The sequence below is a fragment of the Variovorax sp. S12S4 genome (assembly GCF_023195515.1).
In the GTDB taxonomy this organism is placed as follows: Bacteria; Pseudomonadota; Gammaproteobacteria; order Burkholderiales; family Burkholderiaceae_C; genus Variovorax.
The window spans coordinates 2,217,892-2,236,274 of sequence record NZ_JALPKR020000002.1 but is presented as its reverse complement, the minus strand read 5'-3'; the positions used below and the strand labels follow the sequence as shown (position 1 = coordinate 2,236,274).

Below are 18,383 nucleotides of genomic sequence, written 5' to 3'. Positions count from 1 at the left end.
CGGCCGTTGCATCGGCGCCCATTCGCGCAAAGACCGATATGCTTGTAGGACGACGGACCCGCACCCAAGCCGGGCCGCCGCTCCACGATGCCCACTCCCCGCCCGAAGCCGCACCGCCGGCCCCGCCGACCCTTGGCACCATGCGCGACCGCTACGGTCCGCGCTACCGCTGGTACCTGCTGGTCTCGGTCATGGTGGGCGTGATGGCGTCGATCATGTCGTCGACCATCGTCAACGTGGCGATTCCGGGCATGAGCCACCACTTCTCGCTTGGCCAGGAGCGGGCGCAATGGGTGAGTTCGGGCTTCATGGTGGCCATGACCGTCTCGATGCTCACCACGCCCTGGCTGCTGTCGCGCTACGGCTACAGGCGCACCTACGTCGGCACCATGGTGCTGCTGCTTGTGGGCGGCGTGGCGGGCGGGCTGGCCAACAACTTCACGCTGGTGCTGCTGGCGCGCGTGGCCGAAGGGCTTGCCGCCGGCGTGGTGCAGCCCATTCCGGCCATCATCATCCTGCGCGCCTTCGAGCCGCACGAGCAGGGGCGCGCCAGCGGCATCTTCGGCATGGGTGTGGTGCTGGCGCCGGCCATCGGCCCGAGCATCGGCGGCGTGCTGGTCGACCTGTTCGGCTGGCGCTCCATCTTCTTCATGGTGGTGCCGTTCTGCCTGGCCTCGCTCTGGCTGGCCTACAAGTTCGTGCCCACCACGGCGCCGGGCGGCGTGGCGGCCACGCGCGGCAGCGGGCTCGACTGGCGGGGCCTGGCGCTGGGCACGGCGGGCACGCTCTGCCTGCTGAACGGGCTGGTCGAGTTGCGCGGCGACTCGCCCATCGAAGCCGCCCTGCTGCTGAGCGGTGCGCTGGCAGCCTTGGCGGGCTTCATCTGGTGGCAGCGCCGGTTCGCGGCCTCGGGCGGCACGCCGCTGATGAACCTGGGCCTCTTCCAGTACCGCCAGTTCGCCATGGGCAGCGTGGTCGCCTTCATCTACGGCACGGCGCTGTTCGGCTCGACCTACCTGCTGCCGGTGTACATGCAGGTGGGGCTGCAGCTGTCGGCCTCGCACGTCGGCACCATCCTGCTGCCGGCGGGCATTGTGCTGGCGGTTGCCATTGCCGGCGTGGGCCGGCTGGCCGACCGGCAGCCGACGTGGCTGCTGGTGAGCATCGGGCTGGCGCTGCTGGCGGCCTCCTTCGCGCTGATGGTGGTGCTGAGGCTCGACAGCGCCCTGTGGCTGCTGGTGGCGTTTGCCATCATCGGGCGCATCGGGCTGGGCTTCATCCTGCCTTCGCTCAACCTGGGATCGATGCGGCCGCTGGCCAAGCCGCTGATTCCGCAGGGTGCCAGTGCCATCAACTTCCTGCGCATGCTCGGCGGTGCGGCGGGCGTGAGCCTGTGCGCCATCGTGCTCGAGTGGCGGCTGGCGGCGCATGGCGATTCGCTCGCCAACCCGACGAGCAGCGCCGCGCGGCTGGCGGCCTTCGACGAGGTGTTTCTGATGCTGGCGGCGCTGTGCGCGATTGCCATTTGCGCGGCTTGGCAGCTTCGGCAACCCACCCGGCAAGGGTAAGCACTTAGTAATACTTAAGCACCCATCGTTTCTAATTGTTAGCATTTGTTAACTCACGGGATGGGTCTTTCATGCAGCGCAGAAGTTTTGTCGCTTCGACGGCGGTTTTCGCCGCGGGCTTGGCCCGTCTCTCCTCCGCACAGGCCGCCGAAGCGGGTGTGACCGACACCGAGATCCTGCTCGGCAGCTCGGCCGTGCTGAGCGGCCCGCTCGGCTCGCAGATCAAGGTCGTGCACAACGGCGCTGCGCTGGCCTTCGATGCCGCCAACGAACAAGGCGGCGTGGGCGGGCGCAAGATCAAGCTGGTGGCGCTGGACGACGAGCTAAAGCCCGAGAAGGCGCTCGAAAACTACGGCAAGCTTCTGAACGACCATCGCGTGTTCGCCTTCTTCGGCTGCGTGGGATCGGGCACCACCTCCGCCGCGGCCAAGCTGCTGCAGCAAAGCGGCGCACCCAGCGTGGGCGGCTACGGCGTGGGCGACAGCGCCCGCGAGCGCGTGGCGGGCTCGGCCTACTTCGTGCGAGCCAGCAATGCCCGCGAGGCGCAGGCGCTGGTCGAGCACCTGTCGACCATCGGCGTGAGCAAGATCGCGATTGCCCACCTGGACAACCCCGGCGGCCTTGAAGCGGTAAAGCTGATCGAGGCGGCCATGGCCACCCACAAGCAGGCTCCCACGGCCGTGGTGGCGGTGAAGGGCGACGGCTCGACCTCGGCCGCCGCGGGCAAGGCGCTTGCCGACAGCCATCCCCAGGCCGTGCTGATGTACCTGGCCGGCACGGTGACCGGCGAAGTGATCAAGGCCATGTATGCCGCCGGCAGCAAGCCGATGTTCTACGGCATGTCGGTCGTCTCGGGCGAAGTCACGGCCAAGGTGGTTCCGCTGCAGGCGGGCGGGCTGGCCATTTCGCAGGTTACGCCCTACCCCTGGGGCGAGGTGGAAGCCGTCACGCGCGACTACCGCCGCCTGGCCGAGCGCGCCCAGGTGCCGGTCGGCTACGGCAGCTTCGAGGGCTACCTGAACGGGCTGGTGATGATCGAGGCGATCAAGCGCACCGGCCGCGACCTCACGCGCGCCCGCCTGCATGCCACGCTGCGCGCGCTCAAGCTGCGCCTGGCCGGCATGGACATCGACTTTTCGACCGGCGCCACCACCGGCTCGCGCTTCATCGAAATGGTGCGCGTCACGCCTGAAGGCCGCTTCGTTCGCTGAGCGTTGGGCGGGTTCGCCCGCGGCGGCTGCGCTCGCGCTTTAATAGCGCCATGTGCCAACTGCTCGGAATGAACTGCAACACGCCCACGGACGTGACCTTCAGCTTTACGGGCTTTGCCCAGCGCGGCGGCCGCACCGACCACCACGCCGACGGCTGGGGCATCGCCTTCTTCGAAGACCGGGGGCTGCGGCACTTCGTCGATCACATGCCGGCGAGCGAATCGCCCGTGGCGGAGCTGATCCGGCGCTACCCCATTCAAAGCCGCAACGTCATTGCGCACATTCGCAAGGCCACGCAGGGCGCCATCAACCTGCAGAACTGCCACCCTTTCGTGCGCGAACTGTGGGGCCGCTACTGGGTGTTTGCCCACAACGGCGACCTGAAGGACTTTCGGCCGCGCCTGCACGGCAACTTTCACCCGGTGGGCAACACCGACAGCGAGCACGCCTTCTGCTGGCTCATGCAGGAGCTGGCCAAGTCGCATGCGGGCGTGCCGAGCATCGAGGAGCTCACGCTCACGCTGCGCGAACTGGCGCCGCAGCTTGCGCGCCACGGCACCTTCAACTTCATGCTCTCGAACGGCCAGGCGCTCTGGGCCCATGCCTCCACCAACCTCTGGTACGTGGAACGCCGCCACCCCTTCGTCACCGCGCAGCTCGCGGACGAAGACCTCGAGATCGACTTTGCGCGGCACACCACGCCCAACGACCGCGTGGCGGTGGTGGTGACCGCGCCGCTCACCAGCAACGAAAGCTGGACGCCCTTCGTGCCGGGCGAGCTGCACGTGTTCGTGGACGGGCAGCGCTTCGGGCACTGAGGCGTTTCTACTGACACTTTTTCGCAACATTGAGAGAAAGTATCGGCAAACCGGTTCGGCGGGGTAACAATAATGGTTCTCATTTGCGCCCCTTTCGAACCTTTCAATGTCTTCTTCCTCCTCTTTCCTGCGCGCCAGCCTGCGCCCGACCGCGGCCGCCACGCTGCTCGCAATTCACGCCCTGGCCGCTACGGCCCAGACCGCCGCGCCGGCTGAAGCCGCCGGCACCCTCGGCACCGTCACCGTCGAAGCCAGCGCCGACGCCTCGGCCGAAGGCCTGACCAAGCCTTACGCCGGCGGCCAGGTGGCGCGCGGCGGGCGCGTCGGCATCCTGGGCACCCAGGACATGATGAGCACGCCGTTCTCGAGCACCAACTACACCAACGAGCTCATCCAGGACCAGCAGGCGAAGAGCGTTGCCGACGTGCTGCTCAACGACCCGTCGGTGCGCCAGGCGCGCGGCTTCGGCAACTTCCAGGAGCTCTACGTGGTGCGCGGCTTCCCCGTGTACTCGGACGACGTCGCCTACAACGGCCTGTACGGCATGCTGCCGCGCCAGTACATCGCTTCTGAATTCTTCGAGCGCGTGGAAGTGTTCCGCGGCGCCAACACCTTCCTGAACGGCGCGGCGCCCGGCGGCAGCGGCATCGGCGGTGCGATCAACCTGCTGCCCAAGCGCGCGTCCAACGAGCCGATCACGCGCGTCGGCTTCGGCGTGCAGACCGGCGGACAGGGCTACGTGAACCTCGACCTGGCGCGGCGCTTCGGCCCCGACGACAGCCTGGGCGTTCGCGTGAACGCCGTGCGCCGCGAAGGCGGCACCGGCGTCCATAAAGAGAGCCAGCAGCTCAGCGCCTTTGCCGTCGGCCTGGACTGGCGCAACCGCAACGTGCGCCTGTCGGCCGACTTCGGCTACCAGGACTACGACCTGAAGGACGGCCGCCCGAGCCTCACGCCCTCGTCGACGCTGCCGATCCCCAGCGCGCCCGACGCCAGCACCAACTTTGCGCAGCCCTGGACCTACTCGAAGGAAAAGGACAAGTTCGCCACCTTCCGCGGTGAAGTCGACATCACCGACAACATCACGGCCTGGGCCGCGGGCGGCGTACGCCGCAGCGACGAAGACAACGTGCTGGCGAACCCGACGCTCGCCGACGCGTTCGGCAACACCAGCGGCACGCGTTTCAGCAACACGCGCAAGGACCGCATCGGCACCGCCGAGATCGGTGTGCGCGGCAATTTCGTGACCGGGCCGGTGAAGCACACCGTGGTGGCTTCGGCCGCCACATACAGCAACGACCGCGACAACGCCTACACGATCTCGCGCGACCGGATCCGCAACAACATCTACGCGCCGTACGCGTCGCCGTTCCCGGTGGCCAACAGCTTCACCGGCAACACGCTGGAAGACCCGCGATTGACCGACAAGATCGAGACCTCGAGCGTTGCGGTGGCCGACACCATGTCCTTCATGGACGACCGCCTGCTGGTCACGCTCGGCGTGCGTCGCCAGACCATCGAGCAGACCAGCTTCGCCTACAACACGATCAAGGAAACGAGCACCTACGACAAGAGCAAGACCACGCCGGTGGCCGGCATCGTGTTCAAGGTCACGCCGAGCACCTCGGTCTACGCGAACTACATCGAAGGCCTCGTCAAGGGCAACGTGGCGCCCGGCACGGTCAACAGCCGTCCGGTCACCAACGCCGGCGAGGTGTTCGCGCCCTACCAGGCCAAGCAGAAGGAAGTCGGCGTCAAGTACGACGGAGGCACCATCGGTGCGAGCGCTGCCTTCTTCACCACCGACCAGCCGACCTACCAGTACGAGGGCCAGACCTACGGCCTCTACGGCAAGCAGCGCAACCAGGGCCTCGAATTCTCGGTGTTCGGCCAGCCTGCCAAGGGCCTGCGCCTGCTGGGCGGCCTGACGCTGATCGACGCCAAGCAGAAGGACACGCAAGGCGGCGCCACCGATGGCCGCTCGGCCATCGGCGTGGCCAAGCAGCAAGCCAACCTGGGCGCGGAGTGGGACGTGCCGGGTGTGCGCAACCTGTCGCTGAACGCGCGTTTGCTCTACACCTCCAAGCAGTACGCCAACGCCACCAACACGCAGCAGATTCCGGGCTGGACGCGCTTCGACATCGGCGCACGCTACTTGGTCGACCTGGGCAACGGCCGCGCGCTCACGCTGCGCGCGCGCATCGACAACCTGTTCAACAAGTCGTACTGGGCGTCGGTGGGCGGCACGCAAGGCTCCAACTACCTGGTCCTCGGCGCACCGCGCACCTTTGCGGTGAGCGGCACCATCGACTTCTGAGATGCGCGCCTTTGCGACGACAGTGCACCGCTGGGCGGGCCTCGCGGTTGCACTGTTCCTCATTGTCTCGGGCCTGACCGGCGCCGTGATCTCGTGGGACCACGAGATCGACGGCTGGCTCAACAGCGAGCTCTACGACACCGAATCGCGCGGGCCGTTCCGCGATCCGTTCGAGCTGGCCGCGGCGGTGGAGGCCGACGACCCGCGCGCGCGGGTCGCGTACATGCCGCTCGGTTTCGAGGAAGGCCATGCGGCCGGCTACTTCGTGCAGCCGCGCACCGACCCCGCCACCGGCAAGCCCTACCAACTCGGCTACAACCGCGTGTACGTCGATCCCGTGACGGCCGAGATCCGCGGCCGGCGCGACTCGACCGCGATCTCGCTCAAGCCCGAAACGCTGATGCCCTTCTTGCGCAAGCTGCACTACATGCTGCACGTGCCGGCCGTCTGGGGCACCGACCGGCTGGGCTACTGGATCATGGGCGGCGTGGCGCTGGTGTGGCTGCTCGACAGCTTCTTTGCGCTGTACCTCACCACGCCGCGGCGCCAGCGGCAGGCCGCGCATCCCGAGCACCGCGCCGCGCTCGAATGGTGGCGGCGCTGGAAGCCGGCCTGGGCCGTGCGTTGGGCGGCCGGCGGCTACAAGCTCAACTTCGACCTGCACCGTGCGGGCGGGCTGTGGTTGTGGGCGCTGATCATCATCGTCGCCTTCACCTCGTTCTCGCTGAATCTCTACAAGGAGATCTTCCACCCGATGCTGTCGCTGGTGTCGAAGACCACGCCCGGGCCGTCGTCGCTGGTGCCGCTCGCGCCGCTGGGCACGCGCATCGAACCCGCGATCGGCTTCCGCCAGATCGTTGCCGACGCCGAGGCCGAGGCGCGCCGGCGCGGCTGGACCACGCCGCTGGGTGGTGTGTTCTACAACCAGCGCGGCGGCTTCTACAACGTGTCGTTCTTCGACCACGCCTCGCACGACGACAGCGACGGCATGGGCCTGTCGAACCTCTACCTGGACGGCCGCGACGGCCGCGTCATCAGCAGCAACCGGCCATGGCACGGCACGGCAGCCGATGTGTTCGCGCAGCTGCAATTGCCGCTGCACGGCGGGCGCATCCTGGGACTGCCGGGACGCATCCTGATGTCGCTCATGGGGCTGGTGGTGGCGGGCCTGTCCGTCACGGGCATCGTGATCTGGTGGCGCAAGCGGCGCGCGCGGCTGCTGCAGACACGGCGGCAGCGCGAAGTGGCGGCACAGCCGCACCACCTCGGCACCCCGGCGCCGCGCTGAAAGAAAGACCTAGGAAACTGCCGCGGCCAGGTGCGCCTCGAGCGCATCGATGAACATCTTCGGCACGTCGAAGCCGGTCTGCTCGGTGATCTCCTGGAAGCAGGTCGGGCTCGTCACGTTGATCTCGGTGACCGAGTCGCCGATCACGTCGAGCCCGATCAGGAGCAGCCCGCGCGGCGCGAGCACCCGGCCAATGGCCTCGGCGATCTCGCGGTTGCGCGCCGTGAGCGGCTGCGCCACGCCCTTGCCGCCGGCTGCCAGGTTGCCGCGCACCTCGGTGCCTTGCGGAATGCGCGCCAGCACGAAGGGCGCGGGCTCGCCCGCAATGATCAGGATGCGCTTGTCGCCCTGAGCCACCTCTGGCACGAAGCGCTGCACCATGATGGTCTCGGCGCCGTTCTTGTTGAGCGTCTCGACGATGGAGCCGAGGTTCAACGCGTCCTGCTTCACGCGGAAGATGCCCATGCCGCCCATGCCGTCGAGCGGCTTGAGGATGATGTCGCCATGCTCGGCATGAAAGTCGCGCACGGCCTGCGCGCTGCGCGTGACCAGCGTGGGCGTGACGAACTGCGGAAACTCCATGATCGCGAGCTTCTCGGGGTGGTCGCGCAACGCGCTCGGCTTGTTGACCACGCGCGCGCCTTCGCGTTCGGCCTGCTCGAGCAGGTGCGTGGCATAGATGTATTCGGCGTCGAAGGGCGGATCCTTGCGCATCAGCACGGCGTCGAAGTCCTTCAGCGCCTTGGCCTCGCTGATATCGACGCGGTACCAGTCCCTTGCGTCTCCGGTGAGCGTGATCTGCTGCACCGTGGCGGTGACCTGCCCGCCCGACTTCCACTGGATGTCCTGCGGCAGGCAGGCCGCGATGCGATAGCCGCGGCGCTGGGCCTCGCGCATCATCGAGAAGGTGGTGTCCTTGTAGATCTTGAAAAGGTCGAGCGGGTCGGCGACGAAGAGGATGTTTTTCATCAGTGAGTCTTTCCGGCGCCGGGTGTGGCCGCCATGTTGCTGCTGTCTGGCGCGATGTTGCCGGAAGCGGCGATGTCCTTGCCGGCGGAGGCCTTTGCCTTCGTGCGCCCGGCCTGCTGCACCGCCAGTGCCAGCGCACCGGCCACCACGCCCCAGAAGGCCGAGCCGATGCCCAGGATGGCCACGCCCGAGAGCGTCACCAGAAACGTGATGATCGCGGCCTCGCGGTGCGGCTCGTCGCGCACCGCGCCCGCCAGCCCGCTGCCGATGGTGCCCAGCAGTGCCAGTCCGGCAATGGCGGCGACCAGCTCTTTGGGAAACGCCGTGAGCAACCCGATGACCGCCGCTCCGAAGAATGCAATCACCACGTAGATGGCGCCGCAGCTTGCGGCCGCCGTGTAGCGCCGCGCCGGGTCTTCATGCGCCTCGCGGCCCATGCAGATGGCGGCGCTGATGGCGCCCAGGTTCAAGGCAAACGCGCCGAAGGGCGCCAGCACCAGTGTTGCCAGCCCGGTGATGGTGATGAGCTTGCTCACCGGCAGGTCGCCGTAGCCTGCTGCGCGTATCGTCGCGACGCCCGGCAGGTTCTGCGAGGCCATGGTGACGATGAATAGCGGCAGAGCCAGGCTGACGATGGCCTGCCAGCTGAACACCGGCATGGTGAACACGGGCCAAGTGAGCGAAAAGTGCACCGTCGACCAGCTCAGCTCGCCGCGCGCCGCCACGAAGCCAATGGCAACCAGCAGCGTGAGCGGCACCGCATAGCGCGGCAGCAAGCGCTTGGCGACCAGGTAGGTGCCGAGCATCAGCAGCACCAGCGGCAGCGCCGTCTTGGCGGCAATGAACGCATCGAGGCCGAAGCGCGCGAGCACACCGGCGAGCAGGGCCGAGGCAATCGCCATCGGAATCTTGTTCATGACCCGCTCGAACCAGCCCGTGGCGCCTGCCAGCACGATGAGCGCGGCGCACGCAATGAAGGCGCCGACCGCCTCGCCCATGCCGTAGCTCCCCGCCGCCACGGCAAGCACGGCCGCCCCCGGCGTGCTCCAGGCAATCATCACCGGCTTGCGCCACCACAGCGACAGCACGATGGATGGCAGGCCCATGCCGATGCCCAGCGCCCACATCCACGAGGCCGCGATCTCGGGCGTGGCCCCGAAGGCCTGGGCGGCCTGGAACACGATGGCCACCGAACTCGTGAAACCCACGAGCACGGCGACGAAGCCCGCGGTGAAGGCCGAAAGGCTGAGATCCTTGAAAAACGACATCCGGCGATTGTGCCGGCTGGCCGGCTGGCCGACCGACCGCCGCAATCGCGCGCCGCCGCCTGTCAGGCCGAACCGAGGTAGGCCCGCGCGAGCGCCCCGTCGGCCGCGATCTCGGCCGCACTGCCTTCGGCCGCGATGCGCCCGCCCTCGATCACGTAGGCACGGTCGCACAGCGCGAGCGCAAGGGCCGCCATCTGGTCGACCAGCACCACCGTCAGCCCCTCGGCCCGCAGCCCGTAGAGCGCCTTGAACAGCTCGGCGATGATCTTCGGTGCCAGGCCCAGCGAGGGCTCGTCGAGCAGCAGCACGCGCGGCTTCGACATCAGGCCGCGCGCAATTGCCAGCATCTGCTGCTCGCCGCCCGAAAGCAGGCCGGCGCGCTGGTGCAACCGCTCGCGCAGGCGCGGAAAGCGCCCGAGCATGGCCTCGGTGCGCGCCTCGATGTCGCGCCCGTCGAGAAACGCGCCCAGGCGGATGTTGTCCCGCACGCTGAGCTCGGGAAACACCTGCCGGCCTTCGGGCACCAGCACCAGGCCATGCGCCACCACGCGTTCGGCCGCCAGGCCCGCGAGCTCGATGCCGTCGATATGGATGCCGCCCTGCACCGGCCGGTGCAAGCCCGCGAGCGAACGCATCAATGTCGATTTGCCCGCGCCGTTGGCGCCGAGCAGCGCCACCAGTTCGCCGCGCCGCACGCGCAGGTCGATGCCGTGCAGCACCGGCTCCGCGCCGTAGCCGGCGACAAGGCCGCCGACGCCGAGCAGCTCGGGCGCATCGGCCGGCAGCGGCGGGCGCGGCGCCGGGCCCTCCGCCGGCGCATCGTCCGCCGCCAGGGCTTCGCCGAGGTAGGCCTTGCGCACCTCGGGGTCGGCCTGGATCGCGGCCACGCCGCCCACGGCCAGCCTGCGACCGGCGTCGAGCACCACGATGTGGTCCGAGATGCCCATCACAAGCTCCATGTCGTGCTCGACCAACAGCACGCCGATGCCCGCGGCCGCGATGCGCTGCAGCAGCGCCGCAAGCAGCGCCTTGTCTTCGCGCGAGAGGCCGGCCGCGGGCTCGTCGAGCAAGAGCGCTTGCGGCGCGGTGGCCAGCGCCCGTGCGATCTCGACCAAGCGCCGGTCGACGTGCGCGAGATCGGCGGCCCGCGCCCGCGCCGACCCCGCATAGCCGCAGAACGCGAGCAGCTGCCGCGCCTCGGCACGCGCCGCCGCCGAGCGGAAACGCCGCGCGCCGAGCAGCGGCCCGAGCGTGCCACGGCCGAGCGCGAGCGCCACGTTGTCTTCCACGCTGAGGCTGCCGAAGAGCTGCGAGGTCTGGTAGGTGCGCGCCACGCCGGCGCGCGCAATGCGGTAGGCACGCTGCCCTTGCAGGGCCGACTCGCCCAGGCGAAAACCACCGCCGGTGGGCCGGTAGAACCCGCTCAGCATGTTCAGCACGGTGGTCTTGCCGGCACCGTTGGGACCGATCAGGCTGGTGATGCCGCCAGGCTGCGTGGCAAAGGCCAGGTCGCCCACCGCGCGCACGCCGCCGAACTGCATCGTGAGGCCCTCGGTGCGGATCGGCGCGCCCCTTGCGCGCGGCGCGAGCCCCGTATCTCCACTGGTCGCAAGCGGCGCTTCGGCGGGCTGCTTGCCGATGCGCGCTGCAATGCGGCGCCAGAGCCCGGCGGCCCCCTCGGGTGCAACCCAGAGCACCACCAGCAAGAGCAGGCCGAATATGAGCAGCCGGTATTCCTCGAAGCTCGCGAGCAGCTCCGGCAGCAAGCCCACGACCAGCGCGCCTACCAGCGGGCCCGCGACAGACCCAGCCCCGCCGATCATCACCACGAGCACAAACAAAATCGATTGGCCAAAGCCGAAGGTGTGCGGCGTCACGAAACCCGAGAGCGGCGCGAACAGCCCGCCGGCCGCGCCCGCGCAGAGCGCCGAGACGGCAAAGGCCACGGTCTTGATGCGCAGCGGATCGAGGCCGATCGATTCGGCCGCGGTTTCGCTGTCGCGCACCGCACGCATCGCAGCGCCCCAGCCGCCGCGCGAGAGCATCGCAAAGGCCGCGACCGCCACGCCCGCCGTGAGCACCGCGAGCATTGCGGCCGCGCGCTCGCCTTGCTTAAAACCGCCGAGCACGGGCCCCGCAATGCCCATGATGCCGTTCTGCCCGCCCGTGAGGTCGCGCGCCTCGACGATGGCATGCTCGACGATGAAGCCGAAGGCGATGGTGATCATCGCAAGGTAAGGGCCCCTAGCGCGCAGCGCCGGCAGCGCGAGCAATGCGCCCATGGCACCGGCGATCAGCGCGCCCGCGGGCCAGGCGGCCCAGAAGCTCCAGCCAGCCTTGCCCGTGAGGATGGCGACCGCGTAGGCGCCGATGGCATAGAAGCCCACATGGCCGAAGGACATCTGCCCCGTGAGCCCGAGCAGCACGTTGAGCCCGATGCCCACGATGGCGAAGAGCGCAACATTGGCGAGCACGAAAACGTAGTAGCCGTTGACCGTGGCCGCGAGCGCCACGCCCGCCGCCATGGCCGCCGCGAGCCCTGCCAGCGCGAGCCAGCGCATGCCGATGCCGCTCATACCTTTTTCACCGCCGCGCGGCCGAAGAGCCCCTGCGGCCGGAGCGCGAGCACCGCGATCACGAGGCCGAAGGTCAGGATCTGCGTGTAGCCCGAGCCGAGCGTGGCGGTGATCAGCGCCTCCGCCAGGCCGAACAGCAGGCCCGCGCCCATCACGCCCCATGCACTGGTGATGCCGCCGAGGATCGCGACCGCAAAGGCCTTGAGCCCGAACAGCGTGCCCATGTCGGCCTGCACATTGAAGAGCGGCGCGATCAGCACGCCCGCCACGCCCGCGAGCACCGCCGACAGCGCAAAGGCCGCGGCCACCGCGCGGCGGATCGGAATGCCCATGAGCCGCGCGGCCGCGGGGTTCTGCACCACGGCCAGCATGCCGATGCCCCAGCGCGTGCGGCGCGCCACCAGGTGCAGCACCGCCGCAAGCGCCAGGCCCGCGAGCGGAATGAGCAACTGCAGCGGATACACGCCAAGCCCCACCTCGCCCACCTGCAGCGGCGTGACCGCGAGCGGCGAAGGCAAGCTGCGCGGCTCCTTGCCGAAGGTGAACATCACCAGGTTGTCGACCACCATGCCGAGCGCAACCGTCGCCATCAGCCAGGCTTCGGAACCGCGGCTAGCGAAAGGCCGCACGGCCGCGAGCTCGACCAGGAGGCCATAGGCGCCGCAGAGTGCGAGCGCCAGCAGCACCGCGAGCGGCATCGGCCAGCCCAGCGTCTGCGCAAACCAGAAGGTGAAGACCGCGCCCAGCATCATTGCGCTGCCCTGCGCGAAGTTGACGGTGCCCGAGACGGCATAGGTCACGTGGAAGCCGAGCGCAATCAGCCCGTACATGCTGCCGAGCCCCAGCCCGCTGATCCAGGCGGACAGCAGCATCATTTCGCCGCGGCCATGCCCACCGGCAGGATGCGGTTGTCGATGAACTGCGCCCATACGTAGTCGCTCGAGGTCACCGCGTCGTGCACGCCAGTCGAAAAGGGCTTGTCGTAGGTCTTGATCAGGCCTTCGTACTTGCCGATCTTGTAGAAGCCCTGGCGCACCGCGTCGCCGTCGGTCGAGCCGGCGGCCGCGATGGCCAGCGCGGCGAGTTGCATGCCGTCGTAGGCATTGGCCACGCCCACCGCCGGCGTGATGTCGTCCGGGCCCTTGATGGCCGGGTACTTTGCCTTGAGCGCCGCGATCACCTTCTCGCCGACCGGCGACTGCTTGCCGAAGAAGCTGTAGGTCTGCACGAAGTGCACGTTCTTGCCGTTCGGGCCGGCCAGCTCCGTGAAGCGGCCGCCCGCCGGACCCCAGTGCGAGACGATCGGTACCTGCCAGCCCATGCGGTCGAGCGACTTGACCACCTGCGCCGAGGGACCGACGTTGCCCACCATGAAGAGCGTGTCGGCGCCCGCGGCCTTCAGGCGCGTGAGCTGCGGCACCACGTCGACGTCGTTGCCGTCGAACTTCTCCACGCCCACGGCCTTCAGGCCCTTGGCCGCCAGCGCAGCGTGCAGGCCCTTCTCGTTCGATTCGCCCCATGGGTTGTTCACCAGGATCATGCCGAACTTGCTCGACTTGAAGGTCTTCTGTGCGTAGTCGAGCATGCCCACGTTGACGATTTCGTCGACCGCCGAAACGCGGAACGCGAAGTTGGGGTTGGCGCCGTTCCTGGTGATGGGCGTGCCCGCGGCCCAGGGGCCCATGAACGGCGTCTTCTCCTGGTTGGCAATCGGCACGATGGCCATGGACACGGGCGTGTCGAGCCCGCCGAAGAGCACCGCCACTTTCTCCTTGAAGATCAGCTCGCGCGCGGAGACCACGCCCTTGGCGGGATTGGCTTCATCGTCGCGGCGCACCAGTTCGAGCTTGCGCCCGCCAAGCAGACCGCCCTTGGCGTTGATCTCGTCGATGGCGACGGTGAGGCCGCGCGTGATGGCTTCGCCGGCCAGCGCCGACTGGCCCGAAAGCGCGGTGACGAGGCCGATCTTGATCGGTTCGGCAGCGAAGGCCGTGCCCGCCGTGAGACAGGTTGCGGCCGCGGCGGCGGCCAGGCAAAGCGAGCGGCGGCTCAGGCGGGGAAGGCGGATGGTGCGGGTCATGGCGAGCTCCTGGATCGAAGGGGGACAACAACGGGCGGCACCCAACAAGGTGCATCGGCATCCGCCGAAGCGGTTGGCTCGTCCCGGATGCAAGCGCCATGCCAAGTCAACAATCCATCGCTCATATTGTCGACAATTCACGCTTTTGCAAGTCGACAATTCGGCACGAGAATTGCTGCAGCCATCTCAAGCCTTTCGCCATGCACCGCCATGGCCCATCAATGGAGAACCCCATGGACACATCCGCTGCGCCCGCGCTCACCGACCCTGCCGCCGTGGTCGACGAATTCCTTCGGCTGGTGATGATTCCCGACCCCGAGTCGGCCTCGCGCTACACCGCGCCCGGCATCCGCATCCGCTTCACCGGCAACCGCCCGATGCGGGCACCCGGCGACACCTCGGCCTTCAACGCCAGGCGCTACGCATGGGTCAAGAAGAAGATCGAGCGCACCGAGGTGGTGGCCGGCGGCACGCCTGAAGAGACCGTGGTCTACAGCCTGGGTACGCTCTACGGCGCATGGCCGGACGGCACGGCCTTCGAGGGCAATCGCTACGTCGACCGGTACGTGGTGAGCCACGGCCTCATCGTGCAGATGGACGTGTGGAACGACAGCGCCGAGTGGTTGCTGGTGCGCGCCGGGCTGGCAGTGCTGTGAGGCAAGGCGCATGACGACGCGCTGGCCCGAGCTGCTGCCCTCGCACGGGCGCTTCGACTATCGGCCGATCACGCGCCGGCCCGACTATGCGTGGCCCAACGGCGCACGGCTTGCGGTGTACCTGGGTTTCAACATCGAGCACTTCGCGTTCGGCGACGGGCTCGGCGCCTGCATCGGCCCGGCCTCTCCGCAGCCCGACGTGCTGAACCACGGCTGGCGCGAGTACGGCAACCGCGTGGGCGCCTGGCGCTGCCTCGAGCTCTTCGATGCGCTCGGGCTGCCCACGGGCGCCCTGGTGAACACCGCGCTGTACGACCATTGCCCGGAACTGGTGGGGGCCCTGGTGGCGCGCGGCGACGAACTCATCGGCCACGGCCACAGCAATGCCGAGCGCCAGGGCGCGCTGGACGAAGCCCATGAACGCGCATTGCTCGTGCGCTGCCGCGAGCGCATGCTGCGCGAGAGCGGGCAGGCGCCCGCGGGATGGCTTTCGCCGTGGATCTCCGAAAGCGCGCTCACGCCCGACCTGCTGGCGGAGACCGGCTACGGCTACACCCTCAACTGGTGCCACGACGACCAGCCCGTGCGCATGCGCACGCGCGGCGGCGGCGCCATCTGGTCGGTGCCGTATCCGCAGGAGCTCAACGACATTCCGATGATCGTCGGCCGGCTGATGGACGCGAAGGACTTCAGCGCGATGGTGGTCGACAACTTCGACGAGATGCGCGAGCAGGCGCGCGCGCAGCCGCTGGTGATGGGCCTCGCGCTGCATCCGTACATCGTGGGCCAGCCCTACCGGCTGCGGCACCTGCGCACGGCGCTTGCGCACCTTGCACGCGCGCGCGATCGCGGCGAGATCTGGTTCACCACGCCGGGGGCGATTGCGGCGCACGTTGCGCAGCTCGCCGTCGGGCGGCCTGGGGAGTTCGACTGAAGCGGACTCGATAATCGGCACGTCGTCCTGCTCATCCTGCCCATGGCCCGCTCTCCTTCTTCGCTGAAAACCACCGCTGCAAGGCAGCCCGCCGCGGACGCCCCGCCTGACGACGGCGACATCGAGGAGCGCATCTACCGCTCGGTGTTCGAAGGCGTGACCCACCAGCGCCTGGCGCCCGGCACCAAGCTGCCCGAGGCGTCGCTGTGCGAGCTGTTCGGCGTGAGCCGCGCAATGGTGCGCAAGGTGCTGCAACGGCTTGCGCACGACCACATCGTGGAGCTGCGGCCGAACCGCGGCGCCATCGTGGCCATGCCCTCGCCCGAGGAGACGCGGCAGATCTTCGAAGCCCGCCGTGCGCTAGAAGCCGCGCTGGTGCGCATGGCGGTGCGCAACGCCACCCGCGCCGAGATTGCCGAACTGCGCCGGCACCTGAAGGAAGAGCATGCGGCCATGCACCGCTACACGCAGCCCGAATGGGCGCGGCTCGCGAGCTCGTTCCACCTGCGCGTTGCGCGGCTCGCACGCAACCCGATCCTGGAACGCTACCTGACGGAGCTGATGTCGCGCTGCTCGCTGATCGTGGCGCTCTACGAGCCGCCCGGCAATGCCGCCTGCGAGCACGGCGAGCATGCGGAGGTGGTCGACGCGATTGCGCGGGGCGACGCCGACACCGCGGTGCGGCTCATGGAAGAGCACCTGCTGGTGCTCGAGCGCAACATCGCGCTCGACCGCCCGGCCTCGCAGCGCAGCCTGGGGCAGATGCTGGGCCTGGGCTGAGCCGCGACGAGGCAGCCGCACGCAGGCGGCCTGCGCCGCCTCAAATCTCGATCTTCGAGCCCAGCTCCACCACCGCGTTGTTCGGCAGACCCAGGAATGCGGCCGCGCCGCTCGCGTTGTGGTGCATCTGCGCAAACAGCTTTTCGCGCCACGGCGCCATGCCGCTGCCGAGCGTGGGAATGACGACGTCGCGCGAGAGGAAGTAGCTCGTGGCCATGGGCTCGAGCTGGCAGCCGCGCAGGCGCGCGTGGTCCAGCGCGCGCGGCAGGTCGACGTCGTTCTTGAAGCCGTAGTGCACGATGATCTGCCAGCAATGGTGGCCGAGCGCCTCGATCTCGATGCGCTTGTCCATCGGGATCCAGGGCACCTCGTGGTTGCGCACGGTGACGAACATGTTCTGCTCGTGCAGCACCTTGTTGTGCTTCAGGTTGTGCAGCAGCGCGTTGGGCACCACGCCCGGCTCGGCGGTCAGGAACACCGCCGTGCCTTCCACGCGCGCGGGTGGGCTTTCGAACACGGAGTCGAGAAAGGCCTTGAGCTCGATCGCGTCGGCGCGCTGCACCTCGCCCATCAGGCGGCGGCCTTCCTTCCAGGTGATCATCAAGGTGAACACGAAGCCGCCGATCACCAGCGGGAACCAGCCGCCTTCGAACAGCTTGAGCAGGTTGGACGCGAAGAACAGGAAGTCGACCACGAAGAAGACCGCCGTGGACGCGATGCACAGCGCCAGAGGCAGCTTCCATGCATAACGGATCACGAAGAAGGTCAGCACCGTGGTGATGAGCATGTCGGTGGTCACGGCAATGCCATAGGCGGCGGCCAGGCTGCTCGACGAGCGGAACATGACAACCGCCAGCACGATGGCCACGAACAGGCCCCAGTTGACCAGCGGAATGTAGATCTGCCCGGCCGTGCGTACGCTCGTGTGCTCGATGTTCAGGCGCGGCAGGTAGCCCAGCTGGATGACCTGGCGCGTGACGCTGAAGGCGCCGGTAATGAGCGCCTGCGACGCGATGACGGTAGCGGCCGTGGCCAGCAGCACGAGCGGAACGAGCGCCCATTCAGGCGCCATCATGAAGAAAGGGTTCTTCACCGCTTCGGGGTTCTCGAGCAGCAACGCGCCCTGGCCGAAGTAGTTGAGCGTGAGCGCCGGCATCACGACCGTGAACCACGCGACGCGGATCGGCCGCTTGCCGAAGTGGCCCAGGTCGGCATAGAGCGCCTCGGCGCCCGTGACGCACAGCACGGTGGCGCCCAGCAGAATGAAGCTGGTGCCCGGGTTGTCCCACATGAACTTCAGCGCGAACCAGGGGTTCAGCGCCTTGAGGATTTCGGGGTGGTGAATGATCTGCGACACGCCGAGCACCGCAATGGCCAGGAACCACGCCAGCGTGATCGGGCCGAAGAACTTGCCGATGCCCGCGGTGCCGCGCTTTTGCACCACGAAGAGGCAGAACAGCACCACCAGCGTGATCGGCAGCACATAGTGCTTGAAGTGGGGCGACACCACTTCGAGGCCCTCCACCGCGGAAAGCACCGAGATGGCGGGCGTGATGACGCCGTCGCCATAGAAGAGCGAGGTGCCGAAGATGCCCACCAGCAGCAGCACGTTGCGCAGCCTGGGCTTGTCGGCCACCGCGCGCGAGGCCAGCGCCAGCATGGCGACCAGGCCGCCCTCGCCTTCGTTGTCGGCCCGCAGCACCAGCACCACGTACTTGATCGACACGATGACGGTGAGCGTCCAGAAGAACATCGACAGGATGCCGTAGACGTTCTCGACGGTGAAAGGAAGGTGGCCGTGGCCGAACACTTCCTTGACTGCATACAGCACGCTGGTGCCGATGTCGCCATAGACGACACCGATGGTGCCGATGATCAAGGCGGCGGCGGAAGAGGATTTGGGAGGTGACACGAAGTC

14 protein-coding genes are annotated in these 18,383 nt (G+C 68.4%); 8 read left to right on the top strand and 6 right to left on the bottom strand.

Annotated elements, in window-relative coordinates; translation table 11 throughout:
- Positions 1–140: 140 nt before the first annotated feature.
- The 5 genes from M0765_RS11035 to M0765_RS11015 all read left to right on the top strand — a co-directional run bounded on the left by M0765_RS11035 (position 141) and on the right by M0765_RS11015 (position 7,202).
- Positions 141–1,568 (top strand): MFS transporter, encoded by a 1,428-nt coding sequence (locus M0765_RS11035; protein ID WP_258503682.1) that lies wholly within the window; start codon positions 141–143, stop codon positions 1,566–1,568.
- A 71-nt stretch (positions 1,569–1,639) separates the two neighbouring features.
- A complete protein-coding gene (locus tag M0765_RS11030) occupies positions 1,640–2,779 on the top strand; it encodes an ABC transporter substrate-binding protein (RefSeq protein WP_258503681.1) in 1,140 nt (379 codons plus the stop codon).
- Between the two features lie 50 nt (positions 2,780–2,829).
- Entirely contained in the window at positions 2,830–3,597 is a 768-nt protein-coding gene (locus tag M0765_RS11025) for a class II glutamine amidotransferase (RefSeq protein ID WP_157611715.1), read from the top strand.
- A 106-nt stretch (positions 3,598–3,703) separates the two neighbouring features.
- Positions 3,704–5,914: a TonB-dependent receptor gene (locus M0765_RS11020; protein WP_258503678.1), complete on the top strand. Its 2,211-nt coding sequence runs from the start codon at positions 3,704–3,706 to the stop codon at positions 5,912–5,914.
- Between the two features lies 1 nt (position 5,915).
- Positions 5,916–7,202 carry a PepSY-associated TM helix domain-containing protein gene (locus M0765_RS11015; protein ID WP_258503677.1) on the top strand — a complete coding sequence of 429 codons (1,287 nt, stop codon included), beginning with the start codon at positions 5,916–5,918 and terminating at the stop codon, positions 7,200–7,202.
- A 9-nt stretch (positions 7,203–7,211) separates the two neighbouring features.
- On the opposite strand, the gene gshB is transcribed toward M0765_RS11015, so the two are convergent.
- From gshB to M0765_RS10990, 5 genes are all read right to left on the bottom strand, one after another.
- Positions 7,212–8,171 (bottom strand): glutathione synthase, encoded by a 960-nt coding sequence (gene gshB, locus M0765_RS11010; RefSeq protein WP_258503676.1) that lies wholly within the window; start codon positions 8,169–8,171, stop codon positions 7,212–7,214.
- Complete coding sequence (locus tag M0765_RS11005) at positions 8,171–9,439, bottom strand: benzoate/H(+) symporter BenE family transporter (protein ID WP_258503674.1); 1,269 nt, start codon at positions 9,437–9,439, stop codon at positions 8,171–8,173. Before M0765_RS11005 ends, gshB begins: the two co-directional genes overlap by 1 nt.
- 62 nt (positions 9,440–9,501) lie before the next feature.
- Positions 9,502–12,015, bottom strand: a complete 2,514-nt coding sequence (locus tag M0765_RS11000; protein WP_446751546.1) for a branched-chain amino acid ABC transporter ATP-binding protein/permease — start codon at positions 12,013–12,015, stop codon at positions 9,502–9,504.
- On the bottom strand, positions 12,012–12,890 hold the full coding sequence (locus M0765_RS10995) for a branched-chain amino acid ABC transporter permease (RefSeq protein WP_258503673.1): 879 nt from the start codon (positions 12,888–12,890) through the stop codon (positions 12,012–12,014). The genes M0765_RS11000 and M0765_RS10995 overlap by 4 nt, the downstream gene beginning before the upstream one ends.
- The gene (locus M0765_RS10990) at positions 12,887–14,095 is read right to left on the bottom strand and encodes an ABC transporter substrate-binding protein (protein ID WP_258503672.1); all 1,209 of its coding nucleotides are present in this window, start codon (positions 14,093–14,095) and stop codon (positions 12,887–12,889) included. The genes M0765_RS10995 and M0765_RS10990 overlap by 4 nt, the downstream gene beginning before the upstream one ends.
- 233 nt (positions 14,096–14,328) lie before the next feature.
- Here M0765_RS10990 and M0765_RS10985 point away from each other — a divergent pair, with 233 nt between their 5' ends.
- From M0765_RS10985 to M0765_RS10975, 3 genes are read left to right on the top strand one after another with little or no spacing between them, the layout of a single operon-like run.
- A complete protein-coding gene (locus tag M0765_RS10985) occupies positions 14,329–14,751 on the top strand; it encodes a nuclear transport factor 2 family protein (RefSeq protein ID WP_258503671.1) in 423 nt (140 codons plus the stop codon).
- Positions 14,752–14,761: 10 nt separating this feature from the next.
- On the top strand, positions 14,762–15,685 hold the full coding sequence (locus tag M0765_RS10980; protein ID WP_258503670.1) for a polysaccharide deacetylase family protein: 924 nt from the start codon (positions 14,762–14,764) through the stop codon (positions 15,683–15,685).
- A 42-nt stretch (positions 15,686–15,727) separates the two neighbouring features.
- A complete protein-coding gene (locus tag M0765_RS10975; RefSeq protein WP_258503669.1) occupies positions 15,728–16,465 on the top strand; it encodes a GntR family transcriptional regulator in 738 nt (245 codons plus the stop codon).
- Positions 16,466–16,505: 40 nt separating this feature from the next.
- Here the strand turns inward: M0765_RS10975 and M0765_RS10970 are convergent, their stop codons facing one another.
- A complete protein-coding gene (locus tag M0765_RS10970) occupies positions 16,506–18,377 on the bottom strand; it encodes a potassium transporter Kup (protein ID WP_258503668.1) in 1,872 nt (623 codons plus the stop codon).
- Positions 18,378–18,383: the final 6 nt, after the last annotated feature.